The organism is Saccharopolyspora sp. NPDC049426, from assembly GCF_040676935.1.
GTDB lineage: Bacteria > Actinomycetota > Actinomycetes > Mycobacteriales > Pseudonocardiaceae > Saccharopolyspora.
Genome location: NZ_JBFAPZ010000010.1, coordinates 38,702 through 59,318 on the forward strand (window position 1 = coordinate 38,702; position 20,617 = coordinate 59,318).

The following is a 20,617-nucleotide window of genomic DNA, read 5'->3' on the forward strand; positions in this document are numbered from 1 at the left end:
CGTTTCCCCCTCCGCCGGCTCTCAGGCGCCGGCTACCGCCGCCCGCGCTTTTTCGAGACGTGCACGCCGTTCGGACCGAGCGGCCACCGCACCATCGATGTCCACCCGCTCGAACTGCACCTTGCTCCCGGTCCTGGCCTGCGCCATCCGATCCCGGTCCACCGAGATCACGGTGCCGATGGTCGCGTACCCGCCACCGGTGACCGCGTCGTTGAGCAGCACGATCGGCTCGTCACCGCCGGGAACCTGCACCGACCCGACCGGGTAGCCGAGGTCGACGACGTTGGCCTGGTCGCTTCCCGCGCCGAACGGCTGCTCCCGCTCGACGAATTCCAGCGACCCGCCGCGCAACCGGTAACCCACCCGGTCGGCGTCCTTGGTGACCTTCCACTCCGTGGTGAGGAACGACTCCAGCGCTCGCTCGGTCAACCGGTAGGCGCACAACCCGACGACCAGCCGCAGCACCGTGGATTCCGGGAACTCCGGGATGAGTTCGGCGGGAATCACGGTGCCCGGCGCGGGCGATTCCACTGCCCCGCCGAGCGGGACCCGGTCCCCGTCGACCAGCGCGCGGCCTTCGAAACCGCCGATGCCGGTGAGCATGTAGGTCGAGCGCGAACCGAGGTAGAGCGGCACGTCCACGCCGCCGCTGACCGCGATGTAGGGCCGGGCACCCGCGCGCACGGCCTTCACCGCCAGCACGTCACCGGCCTTCATCCCCAGCGTCTGCCAGGTCGGCGCCGGTTCGCCGTTGATGGTGACGACGCTGTCGGCTCCGGTGACCGCGACGCTGCGGGAATCGGTGAACTCCAGCTCGGGCCCGATGTAGGTCGCCTCCAGCACGGCGGCTCCGTCGGGATTGCCGACCAGCATGTTCGCGACCGCGTAGGAGTACTGGTCCATCGCGCCCGAAGGCGGCATCCCGATGGCGTACTGGCCGTCCCGACCCGAGTCCTGAACCGTCGTGGACAGGCCGCTCGTGCGCACGATCAAGGAACTCATCTGTACAGCACCTCCAACAGCCCGCGGTTGACCGCGTCCGGGTCGGCGAGCAGTTCCGCCGGAACCAGTTCCGCCTCGCGGATCCGGTAGCGGAACCGGCCCTCCTCGACCTCCACGCGCGTGCGGTCGTACTCGTCCCGGTCGATCGCCCGGTACCGCAGCACATCGCTGGGACGCGGGAACGCGATGTCGTCGGCGAAGTCGGGAAGCCGCTGCGCCAGGTCGAAGACCGGAGCCGGCGCGATCCCGAACAGCTGGTACCCACCGGCCCCTCGCACCGGGTACACCACGGAGAACGCGCCGCCGTAGCCGAACGCGCGCTCCGGTGTGTCCGTGCGCGGGCGCACGTACTTGGGCACCTCGATCTGCCGGTCGCGCGGAACCATCTGGTAGCAGAACGGAAGCCCCGGGACGAACCCGAGCATGGTGACCAGGAACGGCGCCGAGGTGATCGACTCGATCAGCGACGGGACATCGGAGAACCCGTTGATCCGGGCGGCGTATTCGAGGTCGGTGACCTCCGGGTCCTGGTGGCGATCGCGGAACCTCATCAGGGTTTCGCGAGTCCACGGGTCGTCGAAGAGCACCGGCACGTCCACGATCCGGGTGCTCACAGCATCATCGCTGCGCAGCTCCCCCGCCGTGCGTTCCAGTCGGCGCAGTTCCTCCACGAGTTCGGTCGGATGCAGGCGATCCGGATCCAACCGAACGAGGTATGAAGCGTTCGACGGGCAGATGTCGATGACCCCGTCGATGTTCTCCCGGCGCAACGCGCCGGTGATGGCCATCGCCTTGAGATTGGCCTCCAGGCTCATCTCGCGGTCGATTTCGACGAAGATGAACTCATCCCCGCCGAATTCGTACCGAGCCGGTGGTAGTTGAACCTCCATCACGGTCACGGCGCACCTCCGCATCCCCCGACGAGTGCCAGTCGAGAATGCGCCGCGGGACGGCTCGACGCAGCGCGTCGGTCACCAATCGACCACCTTCGAGTGAGAGGATAGGCTGATTGATCTGCGTGCGCAATCACCGGAAACTAAGGTGGGCGCCCGGATCCGGAGGTGAGTCCATGCGCACTCTCGTCGATCTCAACGCCGATGCCGGGGAGAGCTTCGGGCGGTGGCGTCTCGGTGACGACGCCCGCCTCATCCCCCTCGTGACGTCGGTGAACATCGCTTGCGGCTGGCACGCCGGGGACCCGGCGACGATGCAGCGCTCCGTCGAACTGGCACGCGACGGGGACACCGCTGTCGGCGCGCACCCCGGTTTTCCCGACCTCGCCGGTTTCGGCAGGCGCGCCATGGCGCTGAGCCCGGAGGACGCCGCGCGCGCCTGCCTGTACCAGTTCGGGGCGCTGCAGGCGATCGCCGCTCGTTGCGGTGAGACGATCCGGCACGTCAAGCCGCACGGCGCGTTCTACGGGCTGACGCTCAAGGACGAGGGGGTCGCCGAAGCCATCGTGGAGGCCATCGCGACCGCGGCTCCCGGCGTGCGGGTCGTGCTGCTGGCCGGGCCCGTGTCCGAACGCCTCGCCGAACGCGGGTTCCCGGTGATCCGCGAAGCCTTCGCCGACCTCGACTACGACGACTCCGGGCACATCATCATCGAACCGGAGCCGCTGCCGAAGTCGCCGGAGACCTGCGCGGATCAGGCGGAGGCCGTGCTGCGGGGCGAGGTGCGCTCCGTGTCGGGCGAACCCATCCCGGTCGACGCCGACACGATCTGCCTGCACGGCGACCGGCCGAACGCGGTGGACATCGCGGAGGCGATCCGCGAACGGTTCGCCTCCGCGGGTGTCCGTCTGGCCCCGATGGCCGAAGTGGCGGACGCTCGAGGCTGATTCAGCCCGCGGGCAACAGCCTTTCGGATTCGGCCATCCGCGAATCGCTCAGGTGGTCACCTTCCGGGCTGAACGGCGGCACAGCTTCGGGCAGGCAGTCGGCCAGCAGCAACGAGTCCACCGCGCGTTCCTCCGGCCCGGCGCTGACGACCGGGGAGCCGTCCGGCGCCCAGATGCCGGAGTTGCCCCGGTACTCCCACTGCCCTCGGTCGGACACCTCCCAGCCGCGCCGGTTGGCGTAGGCCACGAAAACCCGCCAGACGGCGGCCATCGCGGGGATGATGTGCTCGGTGGCGTCGGGATAGGCCACCAGCGTCGGGTGCCCGTTCTGGAGCGTGAAGTGCCGGTCGGCGGCCGTGGGGCCGACGATCAGCCGCGCTCCCCGCCGCACCAGGCTCTGGTACAGCGGCGGGAACTCGCACTCGTAGCAGTTGAGCAGCCCGACCGGGAACCCGTTCACCTGGACCACGGGTGGCAGGTCGTGCCCCGGCGTGAAGTTCACCCGTTCGGCCTCACCGTAGAGATGGGTCTTGCGGTAGTTGGCCTGGAGCTCCCCATCGGCGACGAGGGCCACCGAGTCGTGCAGCGCACCGTTGGCGCCCCTTTCGACGTAGGGCAGGGCGACCGCGATCTCGTGCTGGGTGGACAGCTTCCTGGCCAGTTCGACACTCCTTCCGTCACTCGGCTCGGCGAGCTGCTCGCACAGCTCGCGGTTGAGCGCGTAGCCGGTGTTGAAGCATTCGGGGAAGGCGCACAGCTGGCTTCCGTAGCCGGCGGCGAGCGCCAACACCTCCTCCATCCGGAGGAGGTTCTCCGCCACCGCCTCGGGCGTTCCCGAGGGGTTCTCGCCCTGGAAGAGCGCGAGGCGAATCCCGGTGCCGGACCGCGGTGGTTCGCGGTCGGTCAACCGGCTGACGATTCGGACGGGACGCATGGATGTTCTCCTTTTCCGATCAGTTCGCGTGGGAAACGAATTCCTCGACGGCGGTCGCGAGCTTCTCGACCGCCTCCGACGTGAGATCACCGCGCACGACGATGCGCATCACCTCGACGTCGTCGAGCTTCGGCGGGAAGGTGTAGACGGGTACGGACCAGCCGATCTCGGCCAGTCGCTTGGACACCTCCCGCAGGTCGACGGGCGGTTCCGCGGTCACCACGACCACGGGTAACTCACTGCCGTCGCCCAGGACCCGGAGCCGTCCGGTCGCCTGCAACCGCGTGGCCAGCTGCTGCGCGAGCGATCTGGACCGGGCGTGCACGGCGCGGAAACCGGCGAGCCCGAGGCGCACGAAGTTGTAGTACTGGATGACCACGGGAGCCGCCGACCTGGAGAAGGTCAGCTCGTAGTGGGCGTCGTCGCCGCCGAGGTAGTTGATCCGAACCCCCAGTTCGGGACTGCGACGGCTCCGGTCCCGCCACAGCAACCAGCCCAGGCCCGGCAGCACCAAGCCGGACTTGTGGCCGGAGGCGTTGATCGAGACCACTCGCGGGATCTGGAAGTCCCAGAGCAGCTCCGGGTCCAGGAACGGTGCGATGAAACCGCCCGATGCGGCGTCGACGTGCAGCGGGACGTCGATACCGCGCTGCTCCTCCAGCTGGTCCAGCCGCTCCGCGATCTCGGCGATGGGTTCGTAGCGGCCGTCCAGAGTGGACCCCAGGATTCCGACGACGCCGATGGTCCGCTCGTCGCACAGGCGCTCGACCACGCTGCCGTCGAGCGCCGGCCCGTTGTCGGTCGCCGGAGCGACGCGGGCCTCCACCCCCCAGTGACGGCAGAACTTCTTCCAGCAGGCGTGCGCGCCGGCACCCATGACGATGTTCGGCCGGCTCAGCCGATCGCCGGTGCGGTCCTGCCAGGTCCGCAGCAAGGACGCACCGGCGAGCATCGCCGCCTCGCTGGACCCGGTGGTGGCACTGCCCACGACCTGGCCCGCATCGCCGTGCCACAGCGCGCTGATGATGTCGACGCACTCGCGCAGCAGCGCGTCGATGGCCGGGTACTGCTCTCGGTCGACGAGGTTGTAGTTCAGGTACTCGCGGTACAGCCGGTGAGCCTCCGGTTCGATCGATGTGGTCAGGAAGGTCGCGAGGTTGCGCTCCGGCGGGCCGTCTCCGCTCAGCCTTTCGGTGACGGCTTTGAAAGCCTCATCCGCGTCCATTCCGAATAAAGGGATCCCGCCCCGAAGTTGCGTCGAGCAACCCGATGATTCCTCGAACGCCTTCGGCAAAGCAGACATCGTCGAATGCTCCTGTTCCTGGTTGTGTGCGAAACACGATCAACGCTACGACCAGGCAGGACCAGTTACCATGAACAATTCGCCCCAGATCTTCCGAACTAGTCCCAGGCCGCTGTGACTGGTCCACACGGGGCAATTACCCACTCATACGAGGGATTCGCAGACAGGGTCGTAATTCGCGCGTAATGCTGTGGCGAAATGGGAAGTAGGAAAGGACGGGTGCAGGGTGCCCCCGGACGATCCGCCCAGTGGAGGCATTTCATGGCCCGTTCCTCTGACCGGGCTCTGGACCGGGCGATCACCGCGTTGCTGCACGAGGCCGTCGAGCACTCGCGTGCGATGCGTCAGGTTCTGAACCAGGTCGGTCAGCTAGCTTCATTAAGGATCAACATGCTCGAATCATCGGATTCTTCCGAAACCACGCTGACCGAGGTGCTTTCACCGCTGACCAAGCGGGAACGAGAGGTGCTCGATCACCTGGCTCGCGGCTCCTCCAACAAGCAGATCGGACGATCACTGGGGATATCGGAACGCACGGTCAAGAACCACCTCCGGAACATCTTCACGAAACTCGGTGTGGGCGACCGGACTTCAGCCGTGGTGAAGGCGCTGGGCCGCATGGGTTAGCTCGCGGAAGTGGTACCGCAGAACCGCTCCAGGTCCGCGTCCGAATCCTCGTGCACCTCCGGGCGCCTCGCCCGGAGGTGTGCCGCGCAGGCGAGCCCGCCCACCGCGGGGCTGTGAGGTGGCCACATCGGCTCCTTCCGTCCGAACAGGATCAGGCGTGGAGGTGGCGGAGCGGATCTCAGGAGCAGATCACCACCGTCCGACAGAGTCGACCAGGCGCGCGATCAGTTCAATACGGCAAGGAGGTGGTTGTCGGATCTCAGGGAAGCGTCCCGCCCTCCACGCGCTGCGCCTGCGCGGTGCCGCTCAGGTCGTGGCCGCTGGTCTCGCGGAGGGCCAGGACGCACCCGACGGTGAGCGCGCAGAAGGCGGTGATCGTGCCGGAGAGCGCGATCGTGCCCGCTCCGCTGCTCTGCAGCTGCGCGAACAGCACCGGGGCCAGACCGCCGCCCAACCCCGCCAGCTGGTAGCCGAGGGAGGCTCCGGTGTAACGGCTCCCGGTGCTGAACAGCTCGGTGTACAGCGCGGCCAGCGGGCCGTACATCATCGGGTGCAGCACGCCCTGCCCGAGCACCAGAGCGGTCACCAGCAGGGCTCCGCTCCCGCTGTCGACCATCGGGAACAGGGCGAAGCTGTAAGCGGCCATGGCGATGGCGCCCACCAGGACCACCGGTCGCCTGCCCAGGCGGTCCGAGGCGGCCGACCACGCGATGATGCCCACGACCGCGCACGCGGAGGAGATCGTGATCGCGTTGAGCACCACCTGCCTGCTGAACCCCGCCTGCACGCCGTAGGCGAGCACGAAGGTGGTCAGGGTGGACTGCGCCACGAACGCCGAGAGCCCCACGCCGACGCCGAGCGCGAGCTGCTTCGGCCTGGTGCGCAGCACCTCGATCAGCGGTGCCGTCTTGGCGCGCTCGGACTCCTGGAAAAGCCGGGGTTCGGCGACCTTCAACCGCACGAACAGCCCCAGCACCAGCAGCGCGATGCTCAGCAGGAACGGGATGCGCCAGCCCCAGCCCAGGAACGCGTCCTCGCCGAGGACGGCGGCCGTGCCTGTGAGCACCGCGGTGGACAGCACCATGCCGCAGGGCGCGCCCGCGTTGGTGAAGCTGGCCCACAGACCGCGTCGCGAGGTGGCGTGCTCGGCCGACATCAGCACCGCACCACCCCACTCACCGCCGACGGCGACGCCTTGCAGGACCCGCAGCAGCACCAGTCCCAGCGGCGCCCACGCACCGATCTGCTCGTAGGTGGGCAGCAGTCCGATCAGCGAGCTGGCGATGCCCATCAGCAGCATCGTGAGCACCAGCATCCGCTTGCGGCCGAGCCGGTCGCCGAAGTGGCCGAAGACCAGACCGCCGATCGGGCGCGCCAGGTAACCGGTGGCGAACGTGCCGAAGCTGGCCACCGTCGCCACCAGCGGGTCGAGGTTGGTGAAGAACACCTGGCTGAACACCACGGCCGACGCCGTCGCGTAGAGCAGGAAGTCGTAGTACTCGATCACGCTGCCCAGGAAGCTGGACGCGACGGCGCGTCGGAGCTGCGCCGGTGGAGGTGTGGCCGGATCTGTCATGCTGAGACCCTCGTCGTCGGGGGTGCCACCGGCACCAGCGCGGATTGACTGTCCACAGCGGATGGTTCAGCGGTTCTGGCACCGCTGGTCGTTCATTTCAGCCCGAGCAGGGTGACCGCGTTGTCCTTGAGGATCTTCGGCCGGACGTGCGGTTTCATGTCGAGCTTCTCGAAGTCCGACAGCCAGCGGTCGGGCGTGATCACCGGGTAGTCCGAGCCGAACAGCACCTTGTCCTGCAGAAGCGAGTTCGCGTAGTGCACGAGCTGCGGCGGGAAGTACTTCGGGGACCAGCCCGACAGGTCGATGTAGACGAAGGGCTTGTGCGTGGCCACCGCCAGCGCCTCGTCCTGCCACGGGAACGACGGGTGCGCCAGGATGATCCGCAGCTCGGGGAAGTCGACGGCCACGTCGTCGACGAGCATCGGGTTCGAGTGCTTCATCCGGATCCCGCCACCACCCGGCACGCCCGCGCCGATACCGGTCTGCCCGGTGTGGAACAGCGCCGGCACGCCGAGCTCCTCGATCGCCTCGTACAGCGGGTACGCCATCGGGTCGTTCGGCGAGAAGCCCTGGATGCTCGGGTGGAACTTGAACCCGCGGACCCCGTGCTCGGCGACCAGGCGACGCGCCTCGCGCACCCCCGCCTTGCCCTTCCACGGGTCCACGCTCGCGAACGGGATCAGCACGTCGGAGTGCTCGGCGCAGCTCTCGGCGACCTCCTCGTTGGCGATGCGCGGATGCCCGGTGGCGTGTTCGGCGTCCACGGTGAACACCACCGCGGCCATCCGCCGCTGCCGGTAGTGATCGGCCATCTCGGCGATGCTCGGCTGCCGGTGCCCCTGGGCCTTGAAGTACTCCTCCGACGCCCCGAACAGCTCCGGGCTCAGCGAACCGTGCCCGTCCTTGGAGATCTCGGCGTGGGTGTGCACGTCGATGGCGACCAGTTCGTCGACGTTCATGGCGTGTCCGGTCATGTCAGTCGGAGGTCCCTTCCGCGAGCGTGCCGACCGGACCGAAAGTACGGCGATGTGATGACGGCCGTCAACATTGTGCCCAACATTGAGCGTGACTACGCTGGTCACGTGACCACCTCCGCCGATGACGCGCTGACCTACTCGGCGCGGCCGCAGTCGCTGATGCTCAGCTTCCTGGGCCTGCACGTGCTCGGCCGCGGCACGGCGGTCTACTCGGGCAGCATCATCGACGTCTTCGACCGGATCGACGTCTCGGAGGAGGCGGTGCGCTCGACGCTGAGCCGCATGGCCAAGCGCGGGCTGCTGACCCGGCACCGCCAGGGCCGCCGCGTCTACTTCGGACTCACCGAGCACGCCAGCCAGGTCCTCGAGGACGGCGAGCGGCGGATCTGGCAGACCGGCGCGGTCAACCGGGACTGGGACGGCAACTGGACCCTCGTGGCCTTCTCACTGCCCGACGCCCGGCGCAGCGACCGCCACGACCTCCGCTCCAAGCTGATCTGGGCCGGGTTCGGCCCGCTGCAGAACGGTCTGTGGATCGCACCGGGCGAGACCGACGTCGTCCGCATCGTCGACGAGCTGGGGCTCAACGACAACGTCACGGTGTTCACCGCGCAGCGGGCGAAGCCGACGGAGGCCGCCGACCTGGTCCGCAAGGCGTTCGACCTCGACGCCATCGCCGAGCGCTACCGCGCCTTCCTCGCGCGCTGGGACGCTCCGTCCCCGCTGCCCTCCGCCCCGGACGACCTGGCGCGGCAGCTCGTGCTGCACACCGACTGGCTGCAGCTGGTCCGCCAGGACCCGCACCTGCCTGCCGAACACCTCGACGTCGACTGGCCGGCCATCCGCGCGGAGACGCTCTTCCGCGACCTCGCCCGCCACTACGACACCACCGCCTCTCCCCTGGCCGAGCAGGCGATCGAGCAGATCCGACCCACCAGGCCCTGAGCCCCGCGCCGCTGGGGCGCTGACCGGCGGACCACCTCGACGCGCACAATGGGAGGCATGGTCGAGCAGAGCGTGTGGATGCAGAAGGTGGCGGCTGACCCGGGGCATTCCGCCTGGTACATCGGTCGGATGCGCGGTCTGGCCGAGGCCGGTGAGGACCTCGCGGGCGAGGCTCGGCTGATCGACGCGATGGCCGAGCGCGGCTCGCGCATCCTCGACGCCGGATGCGGTCCGGGCCGCGTCGCCGGTGCCCTCGCGGCGGCCGGTCACGAGGTGGTCGGGGTGGACGTCGACCCCGCGCTGATCAAGGCCGCGGAGGAGGACCACCCGGGGCCGCGCTGGATCGTCGACGACCTCGCGGAACTCGACCTCGCCGCGCACGGCATCACCGAACCGTTCGACGTGATCGTGTGCGCGGGCAACGTGATGACCTTCCTCGCCCCGAGCACGCGCCGCACCGTGCTGCAGCGGTTCCGCGAGCACCTGGCGCCGCAGGGCCGGGTGGCCGTGGGGTTCGGGACCGGACGCGGGTACGAACCCGACGAGTTCTTCGCCGACGTGGAGGCCGCCGGGCTCGCGCAGGACCTCGCGCTGGCCACCTGGGACCTGCGCCCGCGCCGCGCGGACTCGAACTTCCTCGTCGCGATCCTCAGCCCGGCCGAGTGATCTCGTCGGTGGTGCCGAGCGCTCCCGCGTCGATGAGGCGTTGCACGTCCTCGTCGGCGATACCGGCTTCCGCCAGGACCTCCCGGGAGTGCTGGCCCAGCAGCGGTGCCGGTCGCGGTGGTGGCGGTGGCGTTCCGAAGTCGATCGGTCGCCGGGCCAGCCGGACCGGGCCCACGCCCGGCTGATCGACGGTCTGGAAGAAGTCGGTCGCCACCAGCTGCGGGTCCGCGAAGAGGTCTTCGATCGAGTTGACCGGCCCGTGCGGGATGTCGGCGCGTTCGAACGCCGCGCTCCACTCCGCCGAGGTGCGGTGCACCATCTCCTCGGCCAGCAGCGCGTAGAGCTCGTCGATGTGGGTCGTGCGCGCCCCGATGTCGTGGAACCGCGGGTCCTCGGCGAGCTCCGGGCGGCCGATCAGGTCGAAGAACGCGATCCAGTGCTTGTCGCCGTACATCATGACGGCCAGGTGACCGTCCTCGGTGGCGTAGGGACGCCGGTGCGCGGAGTCGGTCCTCGGATAACCGGTGGGGCCCGACGGCGGATCGGTGAGCCAGCCGCCCTGCCGGTCGAGCAGCATGAACGACGCCATCCCCTCCAACATCGGGACCTCCACCGAGCGGCCGGCACCGTCGATCTCCCGAGCGCGGAGGGCGGCGCAGGTGGCCGCGGCCCCGTAGAGACCCATCACCTTGTCGGAGGCGGCCGAGCGCCAGTACTCCGGCTCACCGCCCGCGGCGGCCTGGGCGTCGGCGATGCCGGAGGCCGCCTGGATCACGTCGTCGTAGGCGGGGCGGTCGGCGTGCGGGCCGTTCCTGCCGTAGCCGCGGAACGCGCACAGCACCAGCGCTGGGTTGACCTCGCGCAGGTCGTCCCAGGCGAGTCCCAGCCGGGCCGCCGCCGGAGGGCGGATGTTGTGCAGCAACACGTCGGCCTCGCGCACCAGCGCGTGCAGCACCTCGCGGGCGTCGTCGCTCTTGAGGTCGACCGCGAGGGAGCGCTTGCCCCGGTTGGCGTTGACGAAGATCGGCCCGGCACCAGCGCCCGAAGTGTCGCCGACGCCCCGCACCTGGTCGCCGCGCAGCGACTCGACCTTGACGACGTCGGCGCCCCACTCGGCGAGTACCTGCGCCGCGTAGGGCCCCATGAACACCGTGGACAGGTCGAGGACCCGCACTCCGGCCAGCGGTTCGCCGCTCATCGGTGACCTCCCGGGAGGGTGGGCGTCTCGGCCGGACCGCCGAGGACCACGTCCCACAGCGAGGAGGCCCTCGTGGTCTCGCCCAGGAATCGGTCCCAGTCGCGGGTGGTGCCGAACTCGCCGCGCCAGTCGAGCGCGGGCAGCGTGAACAGCTGCAGCGGGTGCTCCTGGGTCGTGCCGATCGCCCCGTGGACCTGGTGGGCGTTGCGCACCACGACCGATACCGCGTGACCGGCGCAGGACCGGGCCGCCGCGACCTTGACTGCGGAGGGCGCACCGGTTTCGGCCGCGTCCAGCACGGCCGCGTCCACCGCCGCACGCGCCAGAGCCGCTTCAGCGGCGGCGTCGGCCACCAGGTGCTGCACGGCCTGGAACTTCGCGATCGGACGCCCGAACTGCACCCGAGTCCGACTGTGCTCCACGCACAACCGAACGACCTCGTCCAACGCCCCCACGATCTGCACTCCCCGAGCCAAAGCCCCCCGCAGGACCAGCTCGTCCAGCACCCCCGAACCGACCTCCACAACCCCAGGAGGTTCCTCAACCCCCCGCAGCTCCCCCCGAGGCAACCCGGACCGGGTTCCCGGATTACTCCCGTAATCCGGTCCCTGATTACGGGAGTAATCCGGGTTGGGTGGGGTGGGGGTTTCGGCTGCGGCGCAGGTGCCGTTGGGGCGGCGGAAGAGGAGGACTGCGGGGACCTGGCCCAGCCAGGGCACCGCACGGGCCGTCCCGTCGGGATCGACGATGGCGACGGTGAGTGGAGCCGTCGGATCGGCTGCGGGTCTTCCGGCCGCGCGGAGGAGCCAGTGGGCCAGCAGGTCGCTCTCGGCGAACGGGAGATGTCTTGCCGCGGCGGCGCTTTCGTTCAGGAGGGCGGCGGCTTCGGGCCATCCCGCGCCTGCTCCGCCCTGCTGTTCCGGGGCGGCCAGGGCGGTGAAACCGAGTCTGCTCAAGCGTTCCCACAGCTCCGCGTCGAAACCGACGCCGCTGGTGCTCTGGTCGAGCCGGTCGTGGAGGTCGCCGGCGAGGACTTCGCGCAGCACGTCGCGCAGCTCAGGGTCGACGGTGGTCATCAGCGCATTCCCAATCCGCGTGCGATGACGCCTCGCAAGATCTCGTTCGTCCCGCCGCGCAGCGTGAACCCGGGCCGCTGCTGCACGGCTCGGCGGGTGAGCGCGGCGATGTCGCCGGTTTCGCCGGACGGGGTCGCGAGGTCGGCCAGGTCGGCGATGTCGCCTTCGAGGACGGTTCCGAGCACCTTCACCAGCGCTGCCGGAACGTCCGCGCGGTCTCCGCGCTGGAGCGCGGCGGCGATGGACAGCGACATCTGGTGCAGTCCGGCCAGCCTGCCGGTGATCCTCCCCGCCTCGGCCGGTTCCAGGCTCCCGACCAGGGATTTCGCCAGCTGGTAGGTGGACAGGAACCGCTCTGGCCCGGAGCGCTCGAACGCCAGCTCCGAGGTGACCTGGTGCCAGCCCGCGCCGATCTCCCCCACGACGTGATCGTCGGGCACCACCACCCCGTCGAGGTGGACCTCGTTGAAGTGGTGCGACCCGTTCGCCGAGAGGACCGGCCGGATCTCCACGCCCGGGGAATCCAGCCTCACCAGCAACTGGCTCAGCCCGCCGTGGCGGTCCTCCCCCTGCGGCGAGGTGCGGACGAGGGCGATGAAGGCGTCCGCGACGTGCGCCCCGGAGGTCCACAGCTTGGTGCCGCGCACCCGCCAGCCACCGTCGACCCGTTCGGCCCGCGTCCGCACGCTGGCCAGGTCGGAGCCCGAATCCGGCTCGCTCATGCCGATCGCGAAGAACACCTCACCGGTCACGATGCGCGGCAGGTACTCCCGCTTGAGCCGCTCGCTGCCGAAGCGCAGCAGGTTCGGCGCGACCTGCCGGTCGGAGATCCAGTGCGCGGCGACCGGCGCACCTGCGGCCAGCAGCTCCTCGGTGACCACGAACCGCTCCAGGAACGTCCTCCCGTGGCCGCCGTACTCGGTGGGAACGGTCATGCCCAGCCATCCCCGCTCGGCGAGCGCGCGCGTGAAACCCACGTCCCACCCGCTCAGCCAGCTGTCCACGGTCGGTTCGAAGGCACCCGCGGCGACCTGCTCCGCGAGGAAACCCCGCACCTCCCGGCGCACCACGTCCAGCTCGTCGTCCTCGCGAACGGGCGGCGGCATCAACGACGGCATCGACCACTCCTGCACTGGATCCGGAACGGTTGCGCTCACCACGTAACCGGTACGCACGTCGCAGGTCAACGGGCCTTGCCGATGACCTGGTGCCGCACGGGCACGTAGGGTGTCGCCGAGTCAGGCCCGGCTGCTTTGGAGGAACGCTTCTCATGTCCGATGTGCTGCTGGTCGAGCGCGCCGATCACGTGGAGACCTGGACGATCAACCTGCCCGATCAGCGCAATCCGATCTCCGGTGCGGACGTGATCGAGGCGTTCGAGGACAACGCGCGGCGGGCGCAGCAGGACCTCGACGTGCGGTGCGTGGTGCTCACCGGAGCGGGCAAGGCGTTCTCCGCCGGCGGCAACGTCAACGACATGCGGGAGAAGGCCGGCATGTTCAGCGGCAGCCCGTGGGAGATGCGCAACGGCTACCGCGACGGCATCCAGCGGATCCCGCTGGCCCTGTCCGAGTGCGAGGTCCCGATGGTGGCCGCCGTCAACGGCCCGGCGGTCGGGGCCGGATGCGACCTGGCCATGATGTGCGACCTGCGGGTGGCCTCCACCAACGCCTGGTTCGCCGAGTCCTTCGTGCAGCTGGGCATCATCCCCGGCGACGGCGGCGCCTGGTTCCTCACCCAGGCCATCGGCCCGCAGCGCGCGGCGGAGATGGCGCTCACCGGCGACCGCGTCACGGCCGCGAAGGCCCTCGAATGGGGCATGGTCGCGCACGTCGTCGAGCCGGAGCAACTGCTCGACGAAGCCCGCGCGCTGGCAGCCCGGGTCGCCAAGAACCCGCCGCACGCGACCCGGATGGCCAAACGGCTGCTCAAGGAGTCCCGGACCAACGACCTGCGCCACGTGCTGGAGCTCTCGGCCGCCATGCAGGCCCTCTCCCACCACACCGCCGACCACGCGGAAGCCATGGACGCCGTGCTCGACAAGCGCACCGCCACCTACCGAGGCCGCTGACCGTTCCGCAGCTGGTGTCCCGGATTTCAGTGGAACTCGGGTCCCCGACTTCCACTGAAATCCGGGTCCCAACTTCCACTGAAATCCCCGACTTCCACTGAAGTCCGGGGCCTGAGTTCCACTGAAATCAGTGTTGTGGTGGGTTCTCCGGGGTCAGGACACAGCGGGAGCCGGTGAAGATGGTGACCATGCAGCGGTTGTTGTGGTTGCACAGCGACCGGGTGCCGGAGTCCGCCGCGATGCGGTTGACCAGGTCGGGTTCGCGGAGCAGGGCCCGGCCCATCGCCACGAACTGGAAGCCCTCCCGCATGGCGGTGTCCATGATCCGCCGGTCGGTGACGCCTCCGAGCAGCACCATCGGCAGGTCCACCGCCGCGCGGATCTGGCGGGCGTCGTCCAGCAGGTAGCCGTCCTGGTAGGGGTACTCGCGGAGGAACCTGCTGCCGACCAGCTTCACGCCGGTGCGGATGGGTTCGCGCATCACCGAGGCGAACTCGCGGACCGGGGCGTCGCCCTTGAACAGGTACATCGGGTTGAGCAGCGAACTGCCCGCCGTCATCTCCAACGCGTCCACGGTGCCCTCGGCTTCCAGCCACTGCGCCACCGTGATCGCCTCGTCCAGCCAGAACCCGCCGGGCACACCGTCATCCATGTTCAGCTTGGCCAGGATCGCGATCCGGTCGCCGACCGCTTCGCGAACCGCGCGCATGATCCGCAACGCGAAGCGGGCCCGGTTCGCGAGACTTCCGCCGTAGGAGTCGGTGCGCCTGTTGAGCTTGGGGCTGAGGAACGAGCTGGCCAGGTAGTTGTGTCCCAAGTGGATCTCGACGGCGTCGAAACCGGTCGCCACGGCCATCTTCGCGGCTTCTCCGTGCGCCTGGACGACCCGGTCGATGTCGGCGGGGGTCGCGGCCTTGACCGGGCGCAGCGATTGCAGGCTCAGCGACCTGCTCGGCCCGAGCGCGGGCAGCTTCGTCTTGGTGGAGTCGGCGACCGGCCCGGAGTGGCCGACCTGCGCGGAGATCGCAGCGCCCTCGGCGTGCACGGCCTCGGTCAACCGCCGCAGGCCCGGGACGGCCTCCTCGCGCCAGACGATCTGGTGCCCGTCGGTGCGCCCCTCGGGCGCGACCGCGCAGTAGGCGACCGTGGTCATCCCGACACCACCGGCGGCGTGCCGCACGTGGAAGTCGATCAGCTCGTCGGTGACCAGTCCGCGACGGGCCCTCTTCTCGTAGGTCGCGGCTTTGAGCACGCGGTTGCGCAGCCGCAACGGCCCCAGCGTCGCCGGGCCGAGCACATCGGGCATGACCTTCTCGCGCATCGCTTCGTCCTCACCTCGTCGGAAGTCCCGCGTTGCGATCGGCACCCTACCAGCATTTTGGCGCATCGAGCCAAAATCATGAACCGGAGCCGACCAGCGCGGAGACCTGGGTCGACTATCGTCGGCGAGGTGAGCAACAGCGACGTGTCCGCACCGCAGCGCGGCCGCCCGACCGTGCTCGACCGCACCGCCATCGCCACCGAGACCTTCCGGCTCTGGACCGAGCACGGCTACGACCGCGTGGGCTGGAAGGACATCGCCGAGGCCACCGGGATCAGCGTCCGCACCCTCGTCCGGCACTTCGCGCGCAAGTCCGACATCGCCTGGATCGGCGTCCCCGCCGCCACCCGCCGACTGCGCGACGCGCTCGACGGCACCCCCGAGGCCACCCCCGTCAGCGACGCCGTCCGCCGCGCGATCGTCGCGTCCATTTCGGACGATCCGATGACACCCGCCGGCCCCGACTGGATCCGAGTCGTGTGCGCCGAACCCGAGATCGCAGGCACGGCCCCCACCGCCTACCGGCCCTGGATCGCCGAGCTCGCCCGCTTCATCGACCACCGCGTCCCCGGCATCACCCCCGCCGCCGCCACGGTCCTGGCCAGCGGATATCAGGCGGCCACCTTCGCCGCCCTGGTCGAGTGGAGCGAGAGCGGCTCCCACGAACGCGCCGCCGCGGCGGCGGACGAAGCCCTCACCTGGCTGTCCGTCGTGCCGTGAACAGGCATCGCCACTACGGGCGATTCCCGCGAATCGCACGTCCGGTGCCGTGGAAATCACAATTCAGAATGATTTCACCGCGCACTCCAAAAGCTTCGAATGGTCCCGGAATGCTTTCTGCTATACTACTGATGTACCAGAATTCGATGTGTCAGAACTCTGTTCTGATGAAGTCGGGGCGATGATGACTGCTGCGAGCGAGGAGCAACCGGGCAACAACCTGTCCATGGCGGAGAAGGCGTACCTGGCGATCAGGGACCGGCTGATCATGCTGGACATCCCGCCGATGACGGCCATCGACGACGCGGCGCTGGCGCGCTCGCTGGAGATCGGCCGCACCCCTGTGCGCGAGGCGCTCAAGCGGCTGGAGATCGACCGGCTGGTCGTGTCCTACCCGCGCCGGGGGACCTTCGCCACGGCCGTGGACATCACCGATCTGGCCTACATCTCCGACCTGCGCGTCCACCTCGAACCGCTGGCCGCCCGGCGAGCAGCGGAGATCGCCGGTGAGGCGGACCTGGAAGAGATCGGCGGGCTCGTCGACCAGCTCGACGGCATGGACTTCCGCTCGATGTCACGCGACGAGGTCATGCGCTGGGACCTGCACGTGCACCGCACGATCTACCACGCGTCGGGCAACCCGCACCTCGAAGACACCCTGATCCGCTACGACAACCTCGCGACGCGGATCTTCTGCGTCTTCCTGGACCGCATGCAGGACTTCGACAGCCACGTCATGGAGCACTCGGCGCTGCTGCGAGCCATCGGATCGCGCAAGCCCGACAAGGCGGAGCAGCTGGCCAGGGAGCACGTGCTCAACTTCGACAAAGCAATGCGCTCCCTGGTGTAACAGCTGTTGAGGGATTGTTTGCGTGGCGGTGCGGGTGGCGGAACCTGAGCGGCTTCGTGGACTCCGTGCGCCACTCCTGATGTATGTCCAATACACGGCGTCGCGGCGTACTCGCCCACGAAGCCGCTCAGAACCCGCGGCGGTGCGGGCTGAGTCCCACACCTGAAACAGCGGCTATCCCTTGACTGCGCCTACAGGCGCTGGGCGAGCTTGCGGCGCCATTGGCTGAAGGGGCGGGCGCGGTCGACCGCGAGCACTCCGACGGGTTCCTCCGCCGCGTCGACGTAGAGGGCGAGGAAGTCGCCGGATTCCGGGTCACCCTCCTCGATCTGAACGGTGCAGTCCTCGGTGCGGTGGCCGGCGAACTGGATCTTGTGCCCGTACTGGTCGGACCAGAAGTAGGGAACCGCGTGGTGCGCGGGGGCCGAGTGCTCCCGGCCGAGCAGCGCCGCCACGGCGGCGGCCGGTTGCTGCAGCGCGTTGGTCCAGTGCTCCAACCGCATCGGACGCGCGGTGTAGTCGCGGTAGGAGTGCGCGCAATCGCCCGCTGCCACGACCTCCGGCACCGCGGTCCGGCCGCGTGCGTCGGTGCTGACCCCGTGGTCGACGTCGAGGCCGGAACCGGCGAGCCAATCGGTGTTCGGCTCGGCCCCGATGCCGACCACGACGACGTCCGCGGGAAGTTCCCGCCCGTCGGACAGCCGCACGCCGGTCACGCGGGACTCCCCCAGCAGCTCGGCGACGCCGGACAGCGGGTGCACGCGGACGCCGTTGCGGGCGTGCAGCCGCGCGCACACCTCGCCCATGTCGGCCCCCAGCGCTCGTCGCAGCGGAACCGGGCCGTTGTCGACGACGTCGACCTCGCACCCGAGCGCGACCGCCGTCGAGGCGACCTCGGCTCCGATGAACCCGGCGCCGATCACCACCAGCCGTGCTCCTGCGACCAGCTCCGCGCGCAGCGCTCGCGCGTCGTCCAGGGTCCGCAAGGTGTGCACGCCTTGAAGCGGCTTGCCGGGCAGCGGCCGCGCCCGCGCACCGGTGGCCAGCACGACGCCGTCGGTGCCGATGCGGGTTCCGTCGGCGAGCACGACCGCGCGGCCGGCCGTGTCGAGAGCGCTGGCGGGCCGCCCGAAGCGCCAGTCCACGTCGAGCTCGTCGTCGTCGGAGTCGGTGAGCCGGATGTCGTCCTCGTCGATCGCGCCCGCCAGGAACTCCTTGGACAGCGGTGGCCGGTCGTAGGGGCGGTGCGGCTCGTCGCCGACCACCGCGATCTCACCTTCGAAACCCTGCTCGCGCAGCGCGCGGACCGCTGAGAGGCCGGCCAGGGACGCGCCGACGACCGTGATGTGGCGCATCAACCGACCTCCTCCGCGACGGTGCTGCCGACGCGAGTCGACTCGTGCACGTAGACCATCCCGTCCTCGATCGTGACGGCGTGCGTGCGGACCGGCTTCTTGGCGGGCGGGCCGCTGGGCATTCCCGTGCGTAGGTCGAAACAGGCGGCGTGCAGCGGGCATTCGACCGCGCAGCCCTCCAACCACCCGTCGGACAGCGACGCGTCCTGATGCGAGCAGGTGTCGTCGATCGCGTAGAGCTCCCCGTCGACGTTGAACACCGCGATCGCCACCTCGCCGTGCACGCGGACCGACTCACCCGGCGGCAGGTCGAGCAGCTCACCAACCAAGATCATTACGCCTCCTGTTGCCAATAGCGGAACACCGCGTGCTATGCGCAACAACAGGATGGGGGTCCGCGGCCCGCTCGTCAATGGGAGATTTTCGCCTGAAACAGGGATTTATCAGCGATTTCCACCCCAGGGCGCGCTCGATCGCGAGGCCGCGCGCTGCCGCGTCACGACCTCGTGGACCGGTGATGAGGGGGTCGGGGTGTTGCTTCGGCGATGCCGAGGGGATACCTTCTCGCCAACAGATATATCAGTAGTAGGTCGCGGTCACAACCGCGACACGAAGATCGCGGCACCCAGCGCACCGCGTCGCACCCGGGGGATCCCATGACCGACCGCCCCAGACGGCCTCGGCGAGGTCTGAGACCGCCTGTCGTGCAAGAGGAACGCACGGTCCACCGCGCGGTCGCGGCCGCCTCGGTCGGCAACGTCGCCGAATGGTACGACTTCGGGATCTACTCCTACCTGGCCGCCGGGGTCCTCGACCAGGTCTTCTTCGCCGACTTCGGCCCCTGGGCGGCCGTGTACACGCTCGGCGCGTTCGCCGCGGCGTTCGTGATGCGCCCGCTGGGCGGCTTCGTCTTCGGGCGTCTCGGCGACCGCTTCGGACGCACCAAGGTCCTGTCCGCCACGGTGCTGATGATGGCGGCGGCCACCGTGCTGCTCGGACTCCTCCCCGACCACGGCGCGGCCGGTCTGCTGGCTCCCGTCCTCGTGCTGCTCGTGCGGATGCTGCAGGGCTTCTCCGCAGGCGGCGAGTACACCGGGGCGCTGACGCTGATCGCCGAGTACGCGCCGGACCGGCGCCGCGGCTTCTTCGGCAGCTGGCTGGAGTTCAGCACGCTGACCGGCTACGCCCTCGGCGCGGGCACCTGCGGCGCGGTAGTCGCCCTGCTACCTCCGGACGCACTGCTGGCGTGGGGCTGGCGGGTGCCGTTCATGCTCGCGCTGCCGCTCGGGCTCACCGGGCTCTACCTGCGCATCCGCTTGGAGGACACCCCGGCGTTCCGGCAGCTCATGGAGCGCTCCCCGGTGCTGGCCACGATGACGACGCGGCGCGCGGGGCAGATCGTGCTGCGCCACTACCGGACTCCCGCGATGGTGGCCGCCGGGATCGTCGTGGCGTGGAACGTCACCAACTACGTGCTCACCAACTACGTCCCCACCTACCTGACCAGCACACTCCCCCGCCTCGGCGAGGGCGGCGCCAGCAACGCGGTCGCGACGGGCATGCAGGTCGCGGTCATGGTGGTCATGCTGTGCCTCATCGTCGGCGTGGGCAGGCTCAGCGATCGCATCGGCCGCAAACCGGTGCTGATGACCGGAAGCGTCGCCCTGGTGCTGCTCGGGCTGCCCGCCGTGTGGCTGCTGCGCGCCGGAACGGGCGGCCAGGCGCTCGGACTGCTCATCATCGGGTTGTGCCTGATGTGCTTCGCGGCGGTCTCACCGTCGACGCTGCCCGCGCTGTTCCCCACGATGATCCGCTACAGCAGCCTCGCGGTCATCTTCAACCTGTCGGTGTCGTTGTTCGCCGGCACCGCACCGACGATCATCGAGGCCGTGGTCACCGCGACCGGCAACCTGGACTGGCCGGGCTACTACCTGATCGGTGCCGGCGTCATCGGGATCATCGCCACGCACTTCCTGCGCGAGCACGCGGGCAAGCCTCTGGACGGGGCGGCGCCGCTGACCTCCAGCGCCGAGCTGCCACCGCCACCGCTGTCCGAAGACGGTGTGCCGCTGGAACTCCCGCGCTAGAACGCGGATTCCGAATCGTTCCGCCTCTGCGGCGAAGGCCCGGGAACGCGCGAAGGTGGCCTCGCACCC

The 20,617-nt window shown here is 69.6% G+C and carries 20 protein-coding genes; 8 read left to right on the forward strand and 12 right to left on the reverse strand.

Annotated features, from left to right (window positions below):
• Positions 1-21 precede the first annotated feature (21 nt).
• Together AB0J78_RS21750 and AB0J78_RS21755 are read right to left on the reverse strand one after the other, a co-directional pair.
• Positions 22-1,002, reverse strand: a complete 981-nt coding sequence (locus tag AB0J78_RS21750) for a biotin-dependent carboxyltransferase family protein (protein ID WP_363791771.1) — start codon at positions 1,000-1,002, stop codon at positions 22-24.
• Positions 999-1,892 (reverse strand): carboxyltransferase domain-containing protein, encoded by an 894-nt coding sequence (locus AB0J78_RS21755; RefSeq protein WP_363792265.1) that lies wholly within the window; start codon positions 1,890-1,892, stop codon positions 999-1,001. Before AB0J78_RS21755 ends, AB0J78_RS21750 begins: the two co-directional genes overlap by 4 nt.
• A 179-nt stretch (positions 1,893-2,071) precedes the next feature.
• Between AB0J78_RS21755 and AB0J78_RS21760 the strand changes: the two genes are divergently transcribed.
• Entirely contained in the window at positions 2,072-2,842 is a 771-nt protein-coding gene (locus AB0J78_RS21760) for a 5-oxoprolinase subunit PxpA (protein ID WP_363791773.1), read from the forward strand.
• A gap of 1 nt (position 2,843) precedes the next feature.
• On the opposite strand, the gene AB0J78_RS21765 is transcribed toward AB0J78_RS21760, so the two are convergent.
• Complete coding sequence (locus tag AB0J78_RS21765; RefSeq protein ID WP_363791776.1) at positions 2,844-3,776, reverse strand: nitrilase-related carbon-nitrogen hydrolase; 933 nt, start codon at positions 3,774-3,776, stop codon at positions 2,844-2,846.
• Positions 3,777-3,795: 19 nt separating this feature from the next.
• The gene (locus tag AB0J78_RS21770; RefSeq protein WP_363791778.1) at positions 3,796-5,079 is read right to left on the reverse strand and encodes a glutamate decarboxylase; all 1,284 of its coding nucleotides are present in this window, start codon (positions 5,077-5,079) and stop codon (positions 3,796-3,798) included.
• 390 nt (positions 5,080-5,469) lie between these two features.
• On the opposite strand from AB0J78_RS21770, the gene AB0J78_RS21775 reads away from it, so the two are divergent.
• Positions 5,470-5,706 (forward strand): response regulator transcription factor, encoded by a 237-nt coding sequence (locus tag AB0J78_RS21775; RefSeq protein ID WP_363792267.1) that lies wholly within the window; start codon positions 5,470-5,472, stop codon positions 5,704-5,706.
• 259 nt (positions 5,707-5,965) lie between these two features.
• Here the strand turns inward: AB0J78_RS21775 and AB0J78_RS21780 are convergent, their stop codons facing one another.
• Complete coding sequence (locus AB0J78_RS21780) at positions 5,966-7,282, reverse strand: MFS transporter (protein ID WP_363791780.1); 1,317 nt, start codon at positions 7,280-7,282, stop codon at positions 5,966-5,968.
• Between the two features lie 92 nt (positions 7,283-7,374).
• Positions 7,375-8,241, reverse strand: a complete 867-nt coding sequence (locus AB0J78_RS21785) for an amidohydrolase family protein (RefSeq protein ID WP_363792269.1) — start codon at positions 8,239-8,241, stop codon at positions 7,375-7,377.
• Between the two features lie 123 nt (positions 8,242-8,364).
• On the opposite strand from AB0J78_RS21785, the gene AB0J78_RS21790 reads away from it, so the two are divergent.
• Together AB0J78_RS21790 and AB0J78_RS21795 are read left to right on the forward strand one after the other, a co-directional pair.
• Positions 8,365-9,204 carry a PaaX family transcriptional regulator C-terminal domain-containing protein gene (locus tag AB0J78_RS21790; RefSeq protein ID WP_363791782.1) on the forward strand — a complete coding sequence of 280 codons (840 nt, stop codon included), beginning with the start codon at positions 8,365-8,367 and terminating at the stop codon, positions 9,202-9,204.
• A gap of 57 nt (positions 9,205-9,261) precedes the next feature.
• A complete protein-coding gene (locus tag AB0J78_RS21795) occupies positions 9,262-9,870 on the forward strand; it encodes a class I SAM-dependent methyltransferase (RefSeq protein ID WP_363791784.1) in 609 nt (202 codons plus the stop codon).
• Here AB0J78_RS21795 and AB0J78_RS21800 read toward each other — a convergent pair.
• The 3 genes from AB0J78_RS21800 to AB0J78_RS21810 are packed head-to-tail and all read right to left on the reverse strand — an operon-like array spanning position 9,854 to position 13,262.
• Positions 9,854-11,068, reverse strand: a complete 1,215-nt coding sequence (locus AB0J78_RS21800) for a CoA transferase (protein ID WP_363791786.1) — start codon at positions 11,066-11,068, stop codon at positions 9,854-9,856. The two genes, AB0J78_RS21795 and AB0J78_RS21800, sit on opposite strands and share 17 nt — an antisense overlap.
• Positions 11,065-12,144 (reverse strand): acyl-CoA dehydrogenase family protein, encoded by a 1,080-nt coding sequence (locus AB0J78_RS21805; protein ID WP_363791788.1) that lies wholly within the window; start codon positions 12,142-12,144, stop codon positions 11,065-11,067. Before AB0J78_RS21805 ends, AB0J78_RS21800 begins: the two co-directional genes overlap by 4 nt.
• Entirely contained in the window at positions 12,144-13,262 is a 1,119-nt protein-coding gene (locus AB0J78_RS21810; protein WP_363791790.1) for an acyl-CoA dehydrogenase family protein, read from the reverse strand. Before AB0J78_RS21810 ends, AB0J78_RS21805 begins: the two co-directional genes overlap by 1 nt.
• A 152-nt stretch (positions 13,263-13,414) precedes the next feature.
• Between AB0J78_RS21810 and AB0J78_RS21815 the strand changes: the two genes are divergently transcribed.
• A complete protein-coding gene (locus AB0J78_RS21815; protein ID WP_363791792.1) occupies positions 13,415-14,215 on the forward strand; it encodes a crotonase/enoyl-CoA hydratase family protein in 801 nt (266 codons plus the stop codon).
• Between the two features lie 127 nt (positions 14,216-14,342).
• Here AB0J78_RS21815 and AB0J78_RS21820 read toward each other — a convergent pair whose 3' ends face one another.
• Positions 14,343-15,521 carry an NADH:flavin oxidoreductase gene (locus AB0J78_RS21820; RefSeq protein WP_363792271.1) on the reverse strand — a complete coding sequence of 393 codons (1,179 nt, stop codon included), beginning with the start codon at positions 15,519-15,521 and terminating at the stop codon, positions 14,343-14,345.
• Between the two features lie 144 nt (positions 15,522-15,665).
• Here AB0J78_RS21820 and AB0J78_RS21825 point away from each other — a divergent pair, with 144 nt between their 5' ends.
• Positions 15,666-16,256 (forward strand): TetR/AcrR family transcriptional regulator, encoded by a 591-nt coding sequence (locus AB0J78_RS21825; protein WP_363791794.1) that lies wholly within the window; start codon positions 15,666-15,668, stop codon positions 16,254-16,256.
• A gap of 184 nt (positions 16,257-16,440) precedes the next feature.
• Positions 16,441-17,106 carry a GntR family transcriptional regulator gene (locus tag AB0J78_RS21830; protein ID WP_363791796.1) on the forward strand — a complete coding sequence of 222 codons (666 nt, stop codon included), beginning with the start codon at positions 16,441-16,443 and terminating at the stop codon, positions 17,104-17,106.
• A gap of 191 nt (positions 17,107-17,297) precedes the next feature.
• On the opposite strand, the gene AB0J78_RS21835 is transcribed toward AB0J78_RS21830, so the two are convergent.
• Entirely contained in the window at positions 17,298-18,461 is a 1,164-nt protein-coding gene (locus AB0J78_RS21835) for an FAD-dependent oxidoreductase (protein WP_363791798.1), read from the reverse strand.
• The gene (locus tag AB0J78_RS21840) at positions 18,461-18,796 is read right to left on the reverse strand and encodes a bifunctional 3-phenylpropionate/cinnamic acid dioxygenase ferredoxin subunit (protein WP_363791800.1); all 336 of its coding nucleotides are present in this window, start codon (positions 18,794-18,796) and stop codon (positions 18,461-18,463) included. Before AB0J78_RS21840 ends, AB0J78_RS21835 begins: the two co-directional genes overlap by 1 nt.
• Before the next feature lie 369 nt (positions 18,797-19,165).
• On the opposite strand from AB0J78_RS21840, the gene AB0J78_RS21845 reads away from it, so the two are divergent.
• Entirely contained in the window at positions 19,166-20,548 is a 1,383-nt protein-coding gene (locus tag AB0J78_RS21845) for an MFS transporter (protein ID WP_363791802.1), read from the forward strand.
• The last annotated feature ends 69 nt before the right edge of the window (positions 20,549-20,617 follow it).